Origin of the sequence: Janthinobacterium sp. 344, from assembly GCF_900112025.1 — a bacterium.
In the GTDB taxonomy this organism is placed as follows: domain Bacteria; phylum Pseudomonadota; class Gammaproteobacteria; order Burkholderiales; family Burkholderiaceae_D; genus Janthinobacterium.
The window spans coordinates 76,226-91,932 of the sequence record NZ_FOKL01000007.1; the positions used below are offsets into that span (position 1 = coordinate 76,226).

14 protein-coding genes and 8 tRNA genes are annotated in these 15,707 nt (G+C 62.4%); 20 read left to right on the forward strand and 2 right to left on the reverse strand.

Annotation, left to right across the window (positions count from 1 at the left end):
- Nucleotides 1-51: 51 nt before the first annotated feature.
- Nucleotides 52-1,290 (reverse strand): diaminopimelate decarboxylase, encoded by a 1,239-nt coding sequence (gene lysA / locus BM193_RS18810; protein ID WP_092799741.1) that lies wholly within the window; start codon nt 1,288-1,290, stop codon nt 52-54.
- 102 nt (nt 1,291-1,392) lie between these two features.
- Between lysA and BM193_RS18815 the strand changes: the two genes are divergently transcribed.
- From BM193_RS18815 to aqpZ, 18 genes are all read left to right on the forward strand, one after another.
- A complete protein-coding gene (locus tag BM193_RS18815) occupies nt 1,393-2,304 on the forward strand; it encodes a LysR family transcriptional regulator (protein ID WP_092799899.1) in 912 nt (303 codons plus the stop codon).
- 70 nt (nt 2,305-2,374) lie between these two features.
- Nucleotides 2,375-3,781, forward strand: a complete 1,407-nt coding sequence (gene gltX, locus BM193_RS18820) for a glutamate--tRNA ligase (RefSeq protein ID WP_092799739.1) — start codon at nt 2,375-2,377, stop codon at nt 3,779-3,781.
- A 125-nt stretch (nt 3,782-3,906) separates the two neighbouring features.
- Nucleotides 3,907-3,982 (forward strand) — tRNA-Ala (locus BM193_RS18825).
- Between the two features lie 53 nt (nt 3,983-4,035).
- Nucleotides 4,036-4,111: transfer RNA gene (locus tag BM193_RS18830), tRNA-Glu, on the forward strand.
- Between the two features lie 134 nt (nt 4,112-4,245).
- Nucleotides 4,246-4,321: transfer RNA gene (locus tag BM193_RS18835), tRNA-Ala, on the forward strand.
- A 37-nt stretch (nt 4,322-4,358) separates the two neighbouring features.
- Nucleotides 4,359-4,434 (forward strand) — tRNA-Glu (locus tag BM193_RS18840).
- A gap of 53 nt (nt 4,435-4,487) precedes the next feature.
- Nucleotides 4,488-4,563: transfer RNA gene (locus BM193_RS18845), tRNA-Ala, on the forward strand.
- A 617-nt stretch (nt 4,564-5,180) separates the two neighbouring features.
- On the forward strand, nt 5,181-6,275 hold the full coding sequence (locus BM193_RS18850; protein WP_092799737.1) for a DUF5694 domain-containing protein: 1,095 nt from the start codon (nt 5,181-5,183) through the stop codon (nt 6,273-6,275).
- A gap of 202 nt (nt 6,276-6,477) precedes the next feature.
- Nucleotides 6,478-6,553 (forward strand) — tRNA-Glu (locus BM193_RS18855).
- A gap of 123 nt (nt 6,554-6,676) precedes the next feature.
- Nucleotides 6,677-6,752 (forward strand) — tRNA-Glu (locus BM193_RS18860).
- 67 nt (nt 6,753-6,819) lie between these two features.
- Nucleotides 6,820-6,895 (forward strand) — tRNA-Glu (locus tag BM193_RS18865).
- Between the two features lie 100 nt (nt 6,896-6,995).
- Nucleotides 6,996-8,159 (forward strand): elongation factor P maturation arginine rhamnosyltransferase EarP, encoded by a 1,164-nt coding sequence (gene earP, locus BM193_RS18870; RefSeq protein ID WP_254786316.1) that lies wholly within the window; start codon nt 6,996-6,998, stop codon nt 8,157-8,159.
- Nucleotides 8,160-8,294: 135 nt separating this feature from the next.
- The gene (locus tag BM193_RS18875) at nt 8,295-8,870 is read left to right on the forward strand and encodes an elongation factor P (protein WP_092799733.1); all 576 of its coding nucleotides are present in this window, start codon (nt 8,295-8,297) and stop codon (nt 8,868-8,870) included.
- A 207-nt stretch (nt 8,871-9,077) separates the two neighbouring features.
- Nucleotides 9,078-9,491, forward strand: coding sequence for a hypothetical protein (locus BM193_RS18880; protein ID WP_092799731.1), 414 nt, complete (start codon nt 9,078-9,080; stop codon nt 9,489-9,491).
- A 34-nt stretch (nt 9,492-9,525) separates the two neighbouring features.
- A complete protein-coding gene (locus tag BM193_RS18885; RefSeq protein WP_139176227.1) occupies nt 9,526-9,936 on the forward strand; it encodes a hypothetical protein in 411 nt (136 codons plus the stop codon).
- A gap of 68 nt (nt 9,937-10,004) precedes the next feature.
- Nucleotides 10,005-10,463: an Ivy family c-type lysozyme inhibitor gene (locus tag BM193_RS18890; protein WP_175533348.1), complete on the forward strand. Its 459-nt coding sequence runs from the start codon at nt 10,005-10,007 to the stop codon at nt 10,461-10,463.
- Nucleotides 10,463-10,873 carry a GNAT family N-acetyltransferase gene (locus BM193_RS18895; protein ID WP_092799725.1) on the forward strand — a complete coding sequence of 137 codons (411 nt, stop codon included), beginning with the start codon at nt 10,463-10,465 and terminating at the stop codon, nt 10,871-10,873. The genes BM193_RS18890 and BM193_RS18895 overlap by 1 nt, the downstream gene beginning before the upstream one ends.
- Before the next feature lie 227 nt (nt 10,874-11,100).
- Nucleotides 11,101-11,790: an aquaporin Z gene (gene aqpZ, locus BM193_RS18900; protein WP_092799897.1), complete on the forward strand. Its 690-nt coding sequence runs from the start codon at nt 11,101-11,103 to the stop codon at nt 11,788-11,790.
- A gap of 81 nt (nt 11,791-11,871) precedes the next feature.
- Here aqpZ and BM193_RS18905 read toward each other — a convergent pair whose 3' ends face one another.
- Nucleotides 11,872-12,699 (reverse strand): AraC family transcriptional regulator, encoded by an 828-nt coding sequence (locus BM193_RS18905; RefSeq protein WP_092799723.1) that lies wholly within the window; start codon nt 12,697-12,699, stop codon nt 11,872-11,874.
- A 211-nt stretch (nt 12,700-12,910) separates the two neighbouring features.
- Between BM193_RS18905 and BM193_RS18910 the strand changes: the two genes are divergently transcribed.
- Together BM193_RS18910 and cysS are read left to right on the forward strand one after the other, a co-directional pair.
- Nucleotides 12,911-14,062: an MFS transporter gene (locus tag BM193_RS18910; RefSeq protein ID WP_217638500.1), complete on the forward strand. Its 1,152-nt coding sequence runs from the start codon at nt 12,911-12,913 to the stop codon at nt 14,060-14,062.
- Nucleotides 14,063-14,299: 237 nt separating this feature from the next.
- Entirely contained in the window at nt 14,300-15,676 is a 1,377-nt protein-coding gene (gene cysS / locus BM193_RS18915) for a cysteine--tRNA ligase (RefSeq protein WP_092832468.1), read from the forward strand.
- Nucleotides 15,677-15,707: the final 31 nt, after the last annotated feature.

Sequence of the window (15,707 nt, forward strand, 5' to 3'; positions counted from 1 at the left end):
CCGATGGTAGCAGATGCGCATGCCCGCACGCGGGCGCGTGTTTGAAACTGTTTAGAGTTGTTCCAGCGCGATCAGTTCCGCCACCGTCTGGCGGCGGCGGATCAGGCGCGAAGCATCTCCGTCGACCAGGTATTCCGCCGCATGCGGACGGCTGTTGTAGTTCGACGACATCGACGCGCCATATGCGCCCGCGCCTTCGAAGACCACGTAATCGCCCACCTGCGCTGCCGGGAGCAGGCGCGTTTCCACCACGCCGCCGTCGCGCTGGGTAAACACGTCGCCCGATTCGCACAGGGGGCCGCCGACGACGGTGGCCCGCTGCACGTCCAGTGCGCGGCCGTCATGCGCGATGACGGACATGGCGTGGTAGCTGCCGTACATGGCCGGGCGCATCAGCTCATTGAAGCCCGTGTCGAGCAGGGTGAAGTGGTTGCCGCCCATTTGCTTGGTGGCGCGCACTTCGGCCACCAGCAGGCCGCTGTCGGCCACCAGGAAGCGGCCCGGTTCGATTTCCAGGTGCACGGCGTGGCCCAGGTGCGCCTCGATCTGCTTGCGCGCCGCATCCCACAGCTGGAAGTAGTGGTCCGTGTCGACGGGCTGCTCGCCGTCGCGGTAAGGCACGGACAGGCCGCCGCCCGTGGAAATGGCTTCGATGTCGTGGCCCATGTTCTTCACCAGGCCGACCATGGTGCCGCAGACGGTTTCCAGGTGGCTGTAGTCGACGCCCGAGCCGATGTGCATGTGCAGGCCCACCAGGTGCAGCCCATGCGCGCGGATGACGGCCAGCGCCTCCGGCAGTTCTTCGTGCCAGATGCCGTGCTTGCTGTTTTCGCCGCCCGTATTGGTCTTGTTGCTGTGGCCATGGCCAAAGCCCGGATTGATGCGCAGCCAGACGCGGTGGCCGGCAGAGACGGGGCCCAGCTGGCGCAGCATGTCGACGGAGCCGCAATTGACTTCGATCTTCGCGTCCACCACGCGCGCCAGGGTGGCGCGGTCGAACAGGTCGCAGGTGAACACGACGCCGGCGGCGCCGTCGGTTTGCGCCGGCGTGAAGCCCGCCTGCAGCGCGCGCTCGATCTCGCCCAGCGAGACGGCATCCACGTGCACGCCCGCCTCGCGCATCAGGGTCAGCAAATGGATGTTCGAATTGGCCTTTTGCGCGAAGCGCACCGTGTCGAATTGCGCCAGCTGGGCGATGCGCGCGCGGATGGTTGCCGCGTCATACACCCACAATGGCGTGCCGTGTTCCTGGGCGAGTTGGGCGAGGGTCTGGTCGGTGACGGGCTTCATCGTGTGCTTTCGGGGAAATGGGAGGATGACTGCATGATGAGCTATTACGCATCGAATATAAAATATCTATTTGAGGCTACCTTATTCATTTATGATATGGGCATGACTATTTCCTTGCGCCATATCGAGGTTTTTCGGGCCATCATGACGACGGGCAGCGTGACGGCCGCCGCCGCCATGCTGCACACCTCGCAGCCCACCGTCAGCCGCGAGCTGGCGCGTCTTGAACACTTGACGGGCCTGACCCTGTTCGAGCGCGAACGGGGGCGCCTGCGTCCCACGGCGCAGGCGCTGCAGCTGTTCGAGGAAGTACAGCGCGCATATTTTGGCCTGGAGCGTATCGTCAGCACGGCCACGGCCCTGCGCCAGTTCGACCAGGGGCAGTTGTCGATCGCCTGCCTGCCCGTGTTTTCCCAGTCCTTGCTGCCGCAGGCCTGCAAGCGTTTTGTGGCCGACTTTCCCAAGGTCAGCATCAGCATCACGCCGCAGGAGTCGCCGCTGCTGGAGGAGTGGCTGTCGGCGCAGCGCCATGACATCGGCCTGACGGAAGTGGGCAGCGCGCCGCCGGGCACCGTGTTTGACGTGCTGATGTCGGTCGATGAAGTGTGCGTGCTGCCGGACGGCCATGCGCTCGCCGGCAAGGCGGTGCTGCAGCCGGCCGATTTCGCGGGCCAGCCCTTTATCAGCCTGGCCGCCGTCGACCCGTACCGCCAGCAGATCGACGCCATCTTCGCGCAGGCAGGCGTGGAGCGGCGCATGGCGCTCGACACGCACAGCGCCGCTTCCGTCTGCGCCATGGTGCGCGAAGGCGTGGGCCTGGCCATCGTCAATCCGCTGACGGCGCTCGATTACGCGGGGCAGGGCCTGCAGATCCGCCGCTTTGGCGTGTCGCTGCCGTTCACCGTGAACCTGGTGAAGCCCTTGCACCGGCCCTTGTCGCAGCTGGTGGCCCTGTTCGAGCAGGCGCTGCATGCGCAGGCGGAGGAAGTAAAAAGGCGCTTGCTGCAACTGTGACGGTGCTTGTGGAGCGGCGGCGGTCAACAGAGTAAAATGGCGTTTTACTTATTCAGGCCTGATTACTTCGATGACCACAACCGCTACTCCTGTCCGCACCCGTTTCGCCCCCAGCCCGACCGGCTATCTGCACCTGGGCGGCGCCCGCACCGCTTTGTACAGCTGGGCCTTTGCCCGTCACTTCGGCGGCACCTTCGTGCTGCGCATCGAAGACACGGACGTGGAGCGTTCGACGCCGGAAGCCGTGCAAGCCATCATCGAAGGCATGCAGTGGCTGGGCCTGGACCACGACGAAGGCCCGTTCTACCAGATGGCCCGCATGGACCGCTACCGCGAAGTGGTGGCGCAGATGCTGGCCGAGGGTACTGCCTACCATTGCTACTCGTCGCCCGATGAAGTCGAAGCGATGCGCGAGCGCATGCGCGCCGCTGGCGACAAGCCGCGCTACGACGGCACCTGGCGCCCGGAGCCGGGCAAGACCCTGCCGGCCATCCCTGCCGACCGCAAGCCCGTCGTGCGCTTCAAGAATCCGCTCGACGGCGACGTGAGCTGGGACGATGTGGTCAAGGGCACGATCACGATTTCGAACCGCGAACTGGACGACCTGGTGATCGCGCGCCCGGACGGCACGCCAACCTATAACTTCTGCGTCGCCGTCGACGACTGGGACATGGGCATCACGCACGTGCTGCGCGGCGATGACCACGTCAACAACACGCCACGCCAGATCAACATCCTGCGCGCCATCAACGCGCCGCTGCCTTTGTATGGCCACCTGCCGATGATACTGGGTTCGGACGGCCAGAAGATGTCGAAGCGCCGCGATGCCGTCAGCGTCATGGATTACCCGGCGCAGGGCTTCCTGCCCGAGTCGATGCTGAACTACCTGGCGCGCCTGGGCTGGAGCCATGGCGACGATGAAGTCTTCTCGGTGGAGCAGTTCTGCGAGTGGTTCAACCTCGACCACCTGACCAAGTCGGCCGCGCAGTTCGACCTGGAAAAGCTCAAGTGGCTCAATAACCATTACATCAAGCAGGCCGACAATACGCGCCTGGCGGACCTCGCCCGTCCGCAGATGCTGGAAGCGGGCGCCGTCTTCGAAGGCGCGCCGGACCTGGCGCTGGTGCTGGGCATGATGAAGGAGCGCGCGAACACGGTCAATGAACTGGCCGCCGCCTCGATGCTGTTCTTCCGCGAGCCGCAGCCGGAAGCGGAGCTGGCGGCGCAGCACATCACGGATGCGATCAAGCCCGTGCTGGCGCAGTTTGCCGAGCGCATCGCCACGGTGGAGTGGAGCAAGGAAGCCGTCGCCGCCATGATCAAGGAAGTGCTGGCCGCCAACACCATCAAGATGCCGCTGCTGGCCATGCCTTTGCGCCTGATCCTGACGGGCCAGTTGCAGACGCCGGCCATCGACCAGGTGGTGGTGGTATTTGGCCGCGAGACGGTGCTGGCGCGCCTGGCAAAGTGGCTGTAAGCACGCGCCGTTAAATCGCATGGAAATCGCGTGCAGAAATCGCCCCCTATGAAAAGTTGCTCATAGACGAAAAAGGGTATTTGCAGAGTGAAACTTCTTTGCTATACTCTTGTTTCTGCACCAACGGGGGTATAGCTCAGCTGGGAGAGCGCTTGCATGGCATGCAAGAGGTCAGCGGTTCGATCCCGCTTACCTCCACCAGCATAAGTTTGTTGGTCGTTGAAGTGGTGCAGAGGTTGTTTGGAAGTTCCGCGGTCCCCATCGTCTAGAGGCCTAGGACATCACCCTTTCACGGTGAGTACAGGGGTTCGAATCCCCTTGGGGACGCCAGGTAGTTGTGTTATAGTAGTGGCAGTTGTTTGTACTGATTGTTGTAAGTTCAGGTGCGTAAAAAACGGACTCTGGATGGAAAGCAAGTAGTGGAACAAAGTCGCCAAGTGCGGCTTTTATTATTTCTGCGCCCGGGGGGTATAGCTCAGCTGGGAGAGCGCTTGCATGGCATGCAAGAGGTCAGCGGTTCGATCCCGCTTACCTCCACCAACAGCGCAGAAGTAAAGTAGCAAACTGTAGTTCCGTGGTCCCCATCGTCTAGAGGCCTAGGACATCACCCTTTCACGGTGAGTACAGGGGTTCGAATCCCCTTGGGGACGCCAGTTCGGTCTGGTGTTGTGAGTAGTAAAGAGTAGTAGCAGTGTTTCTGCGCCCGGGGGGTATAGCTCAGCTGGGAGAGCGCTTGCATGGCATGCAAGAGGTCAGCGGTTCGATCCCGCTTACCTCCACCAACAGCGCAGAAAACACAAGATAATTAAAGTCGCCTAGAGCGGCTTTTTTTATTTGTGCGAGGTATTTCCGCCATGCCCCTCGGGGGAATATGGCTGAGCTGTTAGCGCGCTTGCATGGCATGCAAGAGGTCAGCGGTTAGCTCCCGCGTTACCTCCACCAATAGCGCAGAAACAAGTGGTAAAAAATAAATAGCAAATAAATCAAAGTCGCCTCGAGCGGCTTTTTTATTTGTGCGAGGTATTTCCGCCATACCCCTCAGGGGAATGTGGCTGAGCTGCCAGGGCGCGTGCATGGCCTGCAAGAGGTCAGGGTTAGCTCCCGCCAACCTCCGCCAACGGCGCAGAGGCAGGTAGTGAATAAATCAAAGTCATCAAAGTCGCCTTGAGCGGCATTTTTCGCCATTCTTTTCTGCCGTTCTTTCATTCCCCATCTTTTCTTGCTGCCTGCGCGCGGCATATCCGCACCAATTGCATTTCAGAATGCCATTTTTGCCGTTCATCGTGTTTGAGTGGGAATTTTGATATTGATTGCTTAAGATCGCCATGGTCCGAACCGGGCATGTTGCAGTTTTCCCGCGTGCCGGCCATCATGAGATCACATAACCAGCGGAGGTGGAATGTCCCGTTTATTTGCCAGCATGTTGTTTGTCGCCTTCATTCACGCTGGCGTCCCTGCCTTTGCGTCGTCTGCCGCGCCCTTCGATCCCGCCGCCCATAAATTGCAGGCGGGGCGCATCAATGAAGTGATGGTGCTGGGCACGCCGCACCTGTCGCAACTGCCGAAGTTGTTTGATCCTGCGCATTTGAGTGCGCTGAATGCGCGTTTGCTGGAGTGGAAGCCGCAAGCCATCGCCATCGAGGCTTTGTCTGGCCTGCAATGCGCATATCTGCGCAGCTACCCGCAACGCTATGCGGAGACGATCAAGTTGTATTGCTGGAACCCTGCTGCCGCACAAGCGGCGACGGGACTGGATGTGGTGGCCGCCACGGTGCAGGCGCAGCGCTTGCTGGCTGCGTGGCCGGCGGCGCCATCTGCCGCGCAGCGCCGTAAGCTGGCGTCCTTGTTCCTGGCCGGCGGCGAGCGGGCATCCGCGCTGGTGCAATGGCTGCGCCTTCCGGCCGGGGAGCGGCGGGCGGGCGACGGACTCGATGAGAATCTGGCGGGCATGCTCAATACGCTGCTGCAGCGGCGCGGCGAGGATTATCTGATTGCCGCCGTGGTGGCCGCGAAGAGCGGGCACGAGCAGGTGCATGCCATGGATGACCACACGGCGGATGCGCCCGGCGAAGATGAGCTGGCTGAAAAGGCCTACGGCGAGGCGCTCATGATGGCGTGGGACAATCCAGTTGCGGCGCAGCGCAAGCGCATCAGTGATGAGTTGGGGGCGGCATTGACGACGCCGGCCGCCGTGCTGGAGATGTATCGCGCGCACAATGCCCCGGCCATGGCGGAGATGGCTTTCCGCGGCGATTTCGGTGCGGCGCTCGCGGAGCCATCGCCACAGCATTTTGGCCGCAAATACGTGGCCTACTGGGAAACGCGTAATTTGCGTATGGCATCGAATATCCGCGAGCTCATGATGGCGCGTCCCGGCAGGCGCGTGCTGGTGGTGGTGGGGGCGTCGCACAAGGCTTACCTGGAAGCCTATCTGCAGCAGATGCATGATGTGCGCATCGTTGGCACGGACGATATTCTGCGCCAGGGCGACTGATTGCCAGTTTCTTGCTGTCATCATCGCGTTCCCATTGCTGTCATCATCGCGTTCCCATGGGGCGGGAAGTGCAATAAGGTGGAAAATAAGAAGGCCAGCAGTTGATTTCGTGAATCGCTTCGTGTTAAACTTCGCGCACGCTTTTTTGAGGGGCTAAGCAAAGCCTTCAACGAAGAGTCCGCTGAGAGTAAAACCAGCACAGGTCCCCATCGTCTAGAGGCCTAGGACATCACCCTTTCACGGTGAGTACAGGGGTTCGAATCCCCTTGGGGACGCCAGGATTTTAGTTATAAAGCAAGAGTGCAGTGCTGAATGGGCCTGACAAGTCAGGCTTTTTTTGTTTCTGCGATTGCTGCAGTACCGGGTCAGGATGCAAAGTAGCGCATCCAGGACAGATTTCTGTCCCCATCGTCTAGAGGCCTAGGACATCACCCTTTCACGGTGAGTACAGGGGTTCGAATCCCCTTGGGGACGCCAGATTCGCCAGTAGTAACGAAAGCAACAAGGTCGGGATGCAAAGCAGCGCATCCAGGACAGATTTTCTGTCCCCATCGTCTAGAGGCCTAGGACATCACCCTTTCACGGTGAGTACAGGGGTTCGAATCCCCTTGGGGACGCCAGACCGGCTGAATCAGCCAACAAAAAAGCCGCCTGGTAACAGCGCGGCTTTTTTGTTGTTGGCCGCCATGCCCATGTTTTTTCTTTCCCTTGAATATGCCATTGCCTACCGATCGCGCGCCATCCCTGGCCATCTTCTGCAAAGTCGTCGACAACTACGGCGATATCGGCATTTGCTGGCGCCTTGCGCGGCAGTTGCAGGGCGAGCATGGCGTGGCCGTCACCCTGTGGGTCGACGACCTGCCCAGCTTCCAGCGCATCTGTCCCGGCATCGACGTGGCGGCGGAAACGCAGCAGGCATCGGGCGTCACGGTGCGCCACTGGCGCGGCCAGGATGGCGTATTTGCGCCAGCCGACGTCGCCGATATCGTCATCGAGTTTTTCGCCTGCGACATTCCGCCCGGCTATATCAGTGCCATGGCGCAATGCGCGCCGCATCCTGTCTGGCTGAACCTGGAAGGCTTGACGGCGGAAGAGTGGGTCGAGGGCTGCCATGCGCTGACGTCGCCGCGCCATGGCATGATCAAGCATTTCTTCTTCCCCGGCTTCACGCAGAAAACGGGCGGCCTGCTGCGCGAAGCGGCGCTGGACGAGCGGCGCCTGGCGTTCCAGGCCGATGCGGCGGCCATGGCGGCCTTCCTGGGGCAATTCGGCGTGACGGCGGCGGACATGGCGGCCTTGAAAGTGTCGCTGTTCTGCTATCCGTCGGCGCCCGTGGCCGCGCTGTTCGCGGGGTGGCAGGCGGGAAGCGAGCCCGTCGTCTGTCTGGTGCCGGAAGGCGTCGCGTTCGACGCCGTTCAGGCATTTATCGGCGACGATGCTGCCAATGCCGGCGCGGCGCGCACGCGCGGCGCGCTGACCGTGCGCGTGCTGCCGTTTGTCCCGCAGGACGATTACGACCGCCTGCTGTGGGCCTGCGACGTGAACCTGGTGCGCGGCGAGGATTCCTTCGTGCGCGCGCAGTGGGCCGGCAAGCCTTTCCTCTGGCATATCTATGTGCAGGATGAAAACCTGCATCACGTAAAGTTGCGCGCCTTCCTGCAGCGCTATGCGGTCGATGGGGACGGCGCCATCGATAGCCTGATGCAGGCGGCGCTGGCCTGGAATGGCGCCAGCGCGGACGCCTTGCCGTGGGCGCGGCTGTGGCCCGCGTTGCAGGCCGATCTGCCGCGCATCCGGGCACGCGCCCAGGCTTGGCAGCGGCAGATGCAGGCCAATGGCGATCTGGCAAGTAACTTGCTGGCGTTCGCCCGCGCGACGAGATAGGCGCTTGCCTAAAATTAAGGTAAAATGCCCGGTTATTTCTCACGTATTTTTAACCGATCAAACGCAAGCTTGCGGCGCTGATGGCGCACAGGCGGCAGATGGTCTTCATGCAACCCACTTTTTACGTACATTCCTATGAAACCCGCAAAAGAAATTCGTGTTGGCAATATCATCATGGTCGACAGCAAGCCAATGATCGTGTTGCGTTCTGATGTCAACGGTTCGAGCCGCACGGGCTTCACCTACAAATGGAAGATGAAAAATCTTCTGACGAACACCCCGATGGAAAACGTGTTCCGCGGCGACGACAAGTTCGACGTGGTTGTTCTGGACAAAAAGCCAGTGACCTATTCGTACTTCGCCGACCCGCTGTTCGTCTTCATGGACGCCGAGTACAACCAGTACGAAATCGAAGAAGAAAACCTGGGCGATGCACTGCATTACCTGAAGGACGGCATGGAATGCGAAGCCATTTTCTACGACGGCAAAGCCATCTCCGTTGAGCTGCCGACGACCATCGCCCGTCAAGTGGTGTACTCGGAGCCTGCAGTCAAGGGCAATACTTCGGGCAACGTCCTGAAAGAAGCCAAGATCGAAAACGCCATCGACGCGCACCGCCACACCGTGCAAGTGCCGCTGTTCGTGGCACAGGACGACGTCATCGAAATCGACACCCGCACCAACGAATACAAGCGTGTCGTACGCAACTAAGAGATCGCCGCACTGCGCCGCTCGCAGGGTCCGGCACACGCCGGCCTGGCTGGCTACCGTGCTGGATCATCAGGAAACGCTGCCCTCGGGCAGCGTTTTTTTTTGCTTTAAAAATAATTTCATTCAACAACAATTGAGTTGCAAGGGCTGCTATGCTATGACACATGTATTGCTGCGTTAGAAACACTGAAGTTTCCTGGAGATACCATGCAGCGCAGTCACCTGTTACGCAATGGCGCCCATCCGGGCGGCACGCCTGCGGTCGTGCCCGCGCGCGCGTCGCGTTCCGTGCCGGTCAGCCCCATGGCGCCAGCCTGTCCCTTGGCCCAACTGCTCGATGCGGGCGTGCCGCCGCCGCAGCTGCAGTCGCGGGCGTATCAGCTCCGTTCGCCTGCGCTGGCGGGCCCCGCCCGCCATGACACGCCGCTGGCGCATGCCACGACCGCGCATCATCGTGCCGGCCGGCATGGTGCGCGGCTTGCCCGTCGGCCTGTGCTTGATCGCGCCTTGCATGCGGAACCGCAACTGATTGCCATGGCGTCTGCGTACGAGCAGGCGAGCATGCACCGGCGCACGCCGGCCTTGCCATCCAGCATCACCGAAGTGCTGCGTCGAACATGATATTTCTTTCCTTTTAGCTATCTTTTGATATCCTATGCTTGCAACTTTGCTGCTGAGTGCGGCCGTGACCGCCGCGACCACTCCCTTCGATGTCACGCAACTGTCCGGCAGCTGGTCCGACAGCTTCAATACCAACAGCGTTTGCGACCAGCCGCGGCACTTTACGCGCATGCAGCTGTCTGACGATCATGCGCGCCTGGCGATTTTCAATGACCGCATCTGGAAAAGCACGCTGGGCGAGGGCAACCGTTTTGCGGCGACGGTGGTGGCGGAGACGGAGCGCAGCCTGACTTTGCGCTACGACAATGAAACGCGCCAGGATGCCGATGGCAAACTGGTGGAGTGGCAGCTGATCATCGTCGCGCCCGGCATCTACCGCTGGCGCCAGACGGATTGGCCGGAGGGCAAGGTCAACGGCGTGGTCGGCATCCGCTGTTCTCCCTGATGCCGGCGTGGAGGCGGGCGTGCCATTCTGCTATGCTGCCGGCATTATTTGCTGCTCCAGGAGATATCATGTCCGCACGTTTGCTGCTACCTTTATTCATCGGCGCTGCCATGGCGCTGGCCGCCGTGCCGGCGCAAGCCCGCACCCCGAAGCTGTCGCTGATCGAGCAGGCGCAAAGCTGTGACGGCAGCGCGGCTTGTCCCTATTTTGCCGACGTCTACAAGGCTGACTACGCGTTTCGCCAGGCCTTCAACGTGGCCCTCAAGAAAGCCGGCCTGAAGCGGCAGCGCTGGGTGCCGAACGGCGTGACCAGTCCGCTCAAGCCGGTCGAGATCGACGGCAAGGCGCGCTTGCTCAGCAGCGTCTGCGAACCGCACAATTGCGGCCACCGCTATTCCATCCTGTACGATCCGGCCGAACGCAGCATGACGGGCGTGTACATGGGCAGCGATGCCAAGGGCGGCTTGCGCACCGTGTACTTCGGCGAGCCCAGCATTGCCGAAGCCGACATGCTGTACAAGAACTGATGTTTGCGCCACTGCGCATCTCCAGCGGGCGCGATGAGCTGGACGTGGCCATGATCCACCGCTATCTGAGCGAGCAGTCGTACTGGAAGCGGGGCGTGGCGCTGGAAACGGTGCGCAAGGGCATCGAGCATGCCTTGTGTTTCGGCGGTTATGTGGCTGACCGGCAAGTGGCCTTCGCCAGGGTCGTCACCGACTACACGGACTTTGCCTACCTGCGCGACGTGTTCGTGCTGCCGGAATATCAAGGAAGAGGGTATGGCCGTCAGATCGTCGCTGCCGTGCTGGACGATGTGCGCTTGCGCGAGGTGGGCTGGATGCTGGCGACCGACGATGCGCACGCGCTGTACGCGAGCTTCGGCTTTGAGCCATTGGCAACACCACACAAATACATGCGCCGTGCGGCGCCATAAAAATTATCAAAATAGCCTTTAAGTGTCAAGATAACTATTAACATTATTGTACATAATAATGTTGCCTTGATAATGACAACATGTCATTATGCGCGCTCTGCAGCGATTGCGCAGCGGTGCTTTGCTAGTGCTTTTCTTTGCCATCGTCCCCGGACGCGGCAAAGGTGGTGAGCGGTCTGACTGGTCTTTCCCATGCACGTTTTCTCGACACTTTGAAGGAATACATCATGAAACAATATGGCGCCGAGTTTCTCGGCACGTTCTGGCTGGTGCTGGGCGGTTGCGGCAGCGCCGTGCTGGCCGCCGGCTTTCCCGGTCTCGGTATCGGTTTCGCCGGCGTGGCGCTGGCGTTTGGCTTGACGGTGCTGACGATGGCGTACGCCATCGGCCACATCTCGGGCTGCCACCTGAATCCCGCCGTCTCGATCGGCCTGTGGGCCGGCGGCCGTTTTCCCGCCAATCAATTGCTGCCTTACATCATCGCGCAAGTGCTGGGCGCCATCGTGGCCGGCGGCGTGCTGTACGTGATCGCCAGCGGCCAGGCCGGTTTCGACGTCAGCAAGGGTTTTGCCTCGAACGGCTACGGCGCCCACTCGCCGGGCGGCTATTCGATGCTGTCGGCGCTGGTGATTGAAATCGTGCTGACGATGTTCTTCCTGATCGTCATCCTGGGCGCCACCGACAAGCGGGCACCGGCCGGCTTCGCCCCGCTGCCGATCGGCCTGGCGCTGACCCTGATCCACCTGATCAGCATTCCCGTCACCAACACCTCCGTCAATCCTGCCCGCAGCACGGGCGTGGCGCTGTACGTGGGCGACTGGGCCACCAGCCAGCTGTGGCTGTTCTGGCTGGCACCGATCATCGGCGCCTTGCTGGGGGCCATGGCTTACCGCCTGATCGCGGGCGAGAAGACATAAGTACGATCCGGCTTGTTGGCAATCGTGGTCGGCTTGGCCCGCAGGGCGCCAGCCGACGCGGGTGTCAGCGTAGCTGCCGACCTACGCGCCGCGCCATTCGCTCAGGTAATGCTGCGGCGTGCGGCCCAGGATGCGCCGGAACATGGCGCTGAAGGCGCTGGGGCTGGCATAGCCGAGCGCGTAGGCGATGGCGGCCACGCCTTCGCCCCGGTCCAGGCGGCAGAAGGCTTCCGCCAGGTGCACTTGCTGCATCCATTGGCGGTAGTGCAAGCCCGTTTCCTTGGGGAATAAACGGATCAGGGTGCGCGCGCTGGCGCCCGCATCGTGGGCCCAGTCCTCGATGCTGCGCCGGCTGCCGGGCGCAGCCATGATGGCCGAGCAGACGGCCACCAGGCGCCGGTCGCGCGGCCAGGGAATGGCGATGGGCACCGTATCGGCGGCCGTCAGTTCGGACAGGATCAGGTGCGCCAGCCAGTCGCCGCGGCCATCGAGCGCATATTCGACGGGTTCGGCCAGCAGTGCCAGGATCAGTTCGCGCAGCAGCCGGCTCACTTCCAGCACCTTGCAGTCGGGGCCGAAGATGGCGGCCACCTGCGCTTCGATGTACACGGTGCGCATGCTCAGTTCACTGAGGATATGCACCTCATGCAGGATGCCCACGGGGATCAGCAGGGCGCGCCGGGGCGGCAGCATCCACACGCCGTGTTCGGTGGTCACGCGCATCACGCCCTCCGTCGCATACAGCAGCTGGGCGCGGATATGGCTGTGCTGGGGCGTGAAGTCGCCCGCCTGGTATTGCTTGGACATGGCCGTCACGGGGCGCGGCACGTGCTGGTAGTCGTGCGAATTGGTGCTGCGGCTGAAGGGCATGCCGTTCGCATCGGCCAGGGCAGGGTGGTTGGTGTACATATGCTGGTTGCCGGGTTTGTCACCGGGTTGTCACTTGCGCGACGATTATTGGAAGTTAGTAGTTCGGTGGCCATACTATACTGGGTTCTTTGCCGGGCCGCCTGCCGAGCCTGCTTATTGCGGAAGATCCATGCACACCACCACCACGTCTCCCGCCGCCATGCCGGCGGCTCCCTCGCTCCAGAGTTCCCAACAACAATCCGGTCTGGCCATGCACATCCTGGGCGCCGTCGCCTTCGTGCATTTGCTCAATGACTTGATCCAGGCATTATTGCCGTCGATTTATCCGATGCTGAAAGCCGAGTTTTCACTCAGTTTTACCCAGGTCGGCCTCATTACCCTGACGTTCCAGTGCACGGCGTCGCTGCTGCAGCCGTGGATCGGCCTGTACACGGACCGCCGTCCGCTGCCCTTCCTGCTGCCTGTCGGCATGTGCTTTACGCTGGCCGGCGTGCTGATGCTGTCCGTCGTCTCGACGTTTCCGACCCTGCTGATCGCATCGGGCCTGATCGGCGTCGGTTCCTCGACTTTTCACCCGGAAGCGTCGCGCGTGGCGCGCATGGCCTCGGGCGGGCGCTACGGCTTTGCCCAGTCGCTGTTCCAGGTGGGCGGCAATGTGGGCTCCGCCCTGGGCCCGCTGCTGGCGGCCGCCGTCATCGTGAACCGTGGCCACGGCAATATCGCCTGGTTCGGTTTGCTGGCCGTGCTGGCCATCGGCGTGCTGTACAAGGTCAGCCACTGGTATAGCGGCCACCTGGCCAGCTTCAAGCCGAAGGCGGGCGGCCATGGGCCTAACTTGTCGCGCAACAAGGTGATGGCCGCGCTGGGCGTGCTGGCACTGCTGGTGTTCTCGAAATACATCTACATGGCCAGCCTGTCGAGCTACTACACGTTCTACCTGATCGACAAATTCCATTTGTCGCTCGGCGATGCCCAGCTCTACCTGTTCCTCTTCCTCGCCGCCGTGGCGGCTGGCACCTTCATGGGCGGCCCCATCGGCGACCGCATCGGCCGCAAGCGCGTGATCTGGATTTCCATCCTGGGCGCCGCGCCATTTACCTTGCTGTTGCCGTACGTCGACCTGTTCTGGACGGCCGTCTTGACCGTGATCATCGGCTTCGTGATTTCCTCCGCGTTTTCCGCCATCGTGGTCTTCGCGCAGGAACTGGTGCCGGGCAAGGTGGGCATGATCGCGGGCATCTTCTTTGGCCTGATGTTCGGCGTCTCCGGCATCGCGGCCGCCGCCATGGGCCACCTGGCCGACGTGGCGGGCATCGCCTATGTGTATAAAATCTGCTCCTACCTGCCGCTGCTGGGCATCTTGACGGTGCTGCTGCCGCATATCGAGCAGGCGAAAAAATAGGGCGTTTTCGCCGGCGGGCTTGACGGCCCGCCGGCGCGCATGCGATATTCTCCCCATGACCTCTTCCATCCTCCAGCCAGTTTTTGCTTGCCGCGCCGCCGCCGCGCTGTGTCCGCGTACCTGGCCCTGTGAGGATGCGGCCTTGCGCCGGTAAGCTTTTACTCCTCATTCCGATGGCCACAGTGTTGAAAAACCTGTGGCCATTTTCTTTTTCCGCAGCGTTAATGAAAGCCCCGCATGACACTTCATCTGTACGATACGTATGCGCGCAGCCTGCGCCCGTTCGAACCCCTCGCCGCCGGCCACGCGGGCCTGTACGCCTGCGGCCCCACCGTCTACGACTACGCGCACATCGGCAACCTGCGCACCTACCTGTTCGTCGACGGCTTGCGCCGTGCGCTCGCATTCAACGGCTTGCAGGTGCGCCACGTGATGAACATCACGGACGTGGGCCATTTGACGTCGGACGCGGACAGCGGCGACGACAAGATCGAGGCGCGCAGCGCCCGCAGCGGCAAGTCGGCCTGGGATATCGCCATTGAATTCACGCGCGCGTTCGAGGGCGATCTGCGCGCGCTGAATATCCTGCCGCCCACCGTCTGGTGCCGCGCCACCGACCACATCGCCGAGCAGATCGACTTCATCCGCGACCTGGAGGCGAAGGGCTACACCTACCGCACGGACGACGGCATCTATTTCGACACGACGCGCCAGGACAGCTACGGCAAACTGGCGCGCCTGCAGCGCGACGGGCTGCAGGCGGGGAAACGGGTGGAACTGGGCGACAAGCGCGATATCTGCGACTTCGCGCTATGGAAGTTCAGCGGCGTGCCGGGCCAGCGGCAGATGGAGTGGGACAGCCCCTGGGGCTTGGGTTTCCCCGGCTGGCATATCGAGTGCTCGGCCATGGCGGAAAAGCACCTGGGCGCGTATTTCGACATCCATTGCGGCGGCGAAGACCACGTGGCCGTCCACCATAGCAACGAGATCGCGCAGACGGAAGCGCGCCACGGCACGCGCCTGGCCAATTTCTGGCTGCACGGCGCCTTCCTCAAGACCGGGGCGGCGAAGATGTCGAAATCGGCGGGCGATTTCCTGCGCCTGGACAGCCTGGTGCAGCAGGGCGTCGATCCGCTGGCCTACCGCTACCTGTGCCTGGGTGCCCACTACCGCAGCAGCCTCAATTTCACGGACGAGGCCCTGCGCGCCGCCGCCAGCGGCCTGGCGCGTTTGCGCGTCACCGTGCATGGCCTGGGGGAGGAGCAGGGAGACGCCGATCCCGCATGGCTGGCGCGCTTCACGGCGTGCATCAACGATGACCTGAACTATCCGCGCGCGCTGGCCACAGCCTGGGAGCTGCTGAAAAGCGCGCTGCCGGACGCCGTGAAGAAGGCCACCATGGCCCGCTGCGATGCGGCGTTGGGACTCGGCCTGCTGGCCTGGCGGCCGGTGCAGGCGGCCGTGCCAGCGCAGGTGCAGGCGTGGATGGCGCAGCGGGCGGCTGCCCGCGTGGAGCGGCGCTGGGCCGAGGCGGACCGCCTGCGCGCCTTGGCGCGCGCGGCCGGCTACGACATCGACGATACGCCGCAGGGACAACAGGCGCGTCTCCTGTGACGGGGCCATGCGTGCCAATGCGGCATAATGG

Excerpts from the sequence above, each read along its gene's own strand:
- lysA (WP_092799741.1), bottom strand. The coding sequence starts at position 1,290 with ATGAAGCCCGTCACCGACCAGACCCTCGCCCAACTCGCCCAGGAACAC.
- BM193_RS18815 (WP_092799899.1), top strand. The coding sequence starts at position 1,393 with ATGACTATTTCCTTGCGCCATATCGAGGTTTTTCGGGCCATCATGACG.
- gltX (WP_092799739.1), top strand. The coding sequence starts at position 2,375 with ATGACCACAACCGCTACTCCTGTCCGCACCCGTTTCGCCCCCAGCCCG.
- BM193_RS18850 (WP_092799737.1), top strand. The coding sequence starts at position 5,181 with ATGTCCCGTTTATTTGCCAGCATGTTGTTTGTCGCCTTCATTCACGCT.
- BM193_RS18875 (WP_092799733.1), top strand. The coding sequence starts at position 8,295 with ATGAAACCCGCAAAAGAAATTCGTGTTGGCAATATCATCATGGTCGAC.
- BM193_RS18880 (WP_092799731.1), top strand. The coding sequence starts at position 9,078 with ATGCAGCGCAGTCACCTGTTACGCAATGGCGCCCATCCGGGCGGCACG.
- BM193_RS18885 (WP_139176227.1), top strand. The coding sequence starts at position 9,526 with ATGCTTGCAACTTTGCTGCTGAGTGCGGCCGTGACCGCCGCGACCACT.
- BM193_RS18890 (WP_175533348.1), top strand. The coding sequence starts at position 10,005 with ATGTCCGCACGTTTGCTGCTACCTTTATTCATCGGCGCTGCCATGGCG.
- BM193_RS18895 (WP_092799725.1), top strand. The coding sequence starts at position 10,463 with ATGTTTGCGCCACTGCGCATCTCCAGCGGGCGCGATGAGCTGGACGTG.
- aqpZ (WP_092799897.1), top strand. The coding sequence starts at position 11,101 with ATGAAACAATATGGCGCCGAGTTTCTCGGCACGTTCTGGCTGGTGCTG.
- BM193_RS18905 (WP_092799723.1), bottom strand. The coding sequence starts at position 12,699 with ATGTACACCAACCACCCTGCCCTGGCCGATGCGAACGGCATGCCCTTC.
- BM193_RS18910 (WP_217638500.1), top strand. The coding sequence starts at position 12,911 with ATGCACATCCTGGGCGCCGTCGCCTTCGTGCATTTGCTCAATGACTTG.
- cysS (WP_092832468.1), top strand. The coding sequence starts at position 14,300 with ATGACACTTCATCTGTACGATACGTATGCGCGCAGCCTGCGCCCGTTC.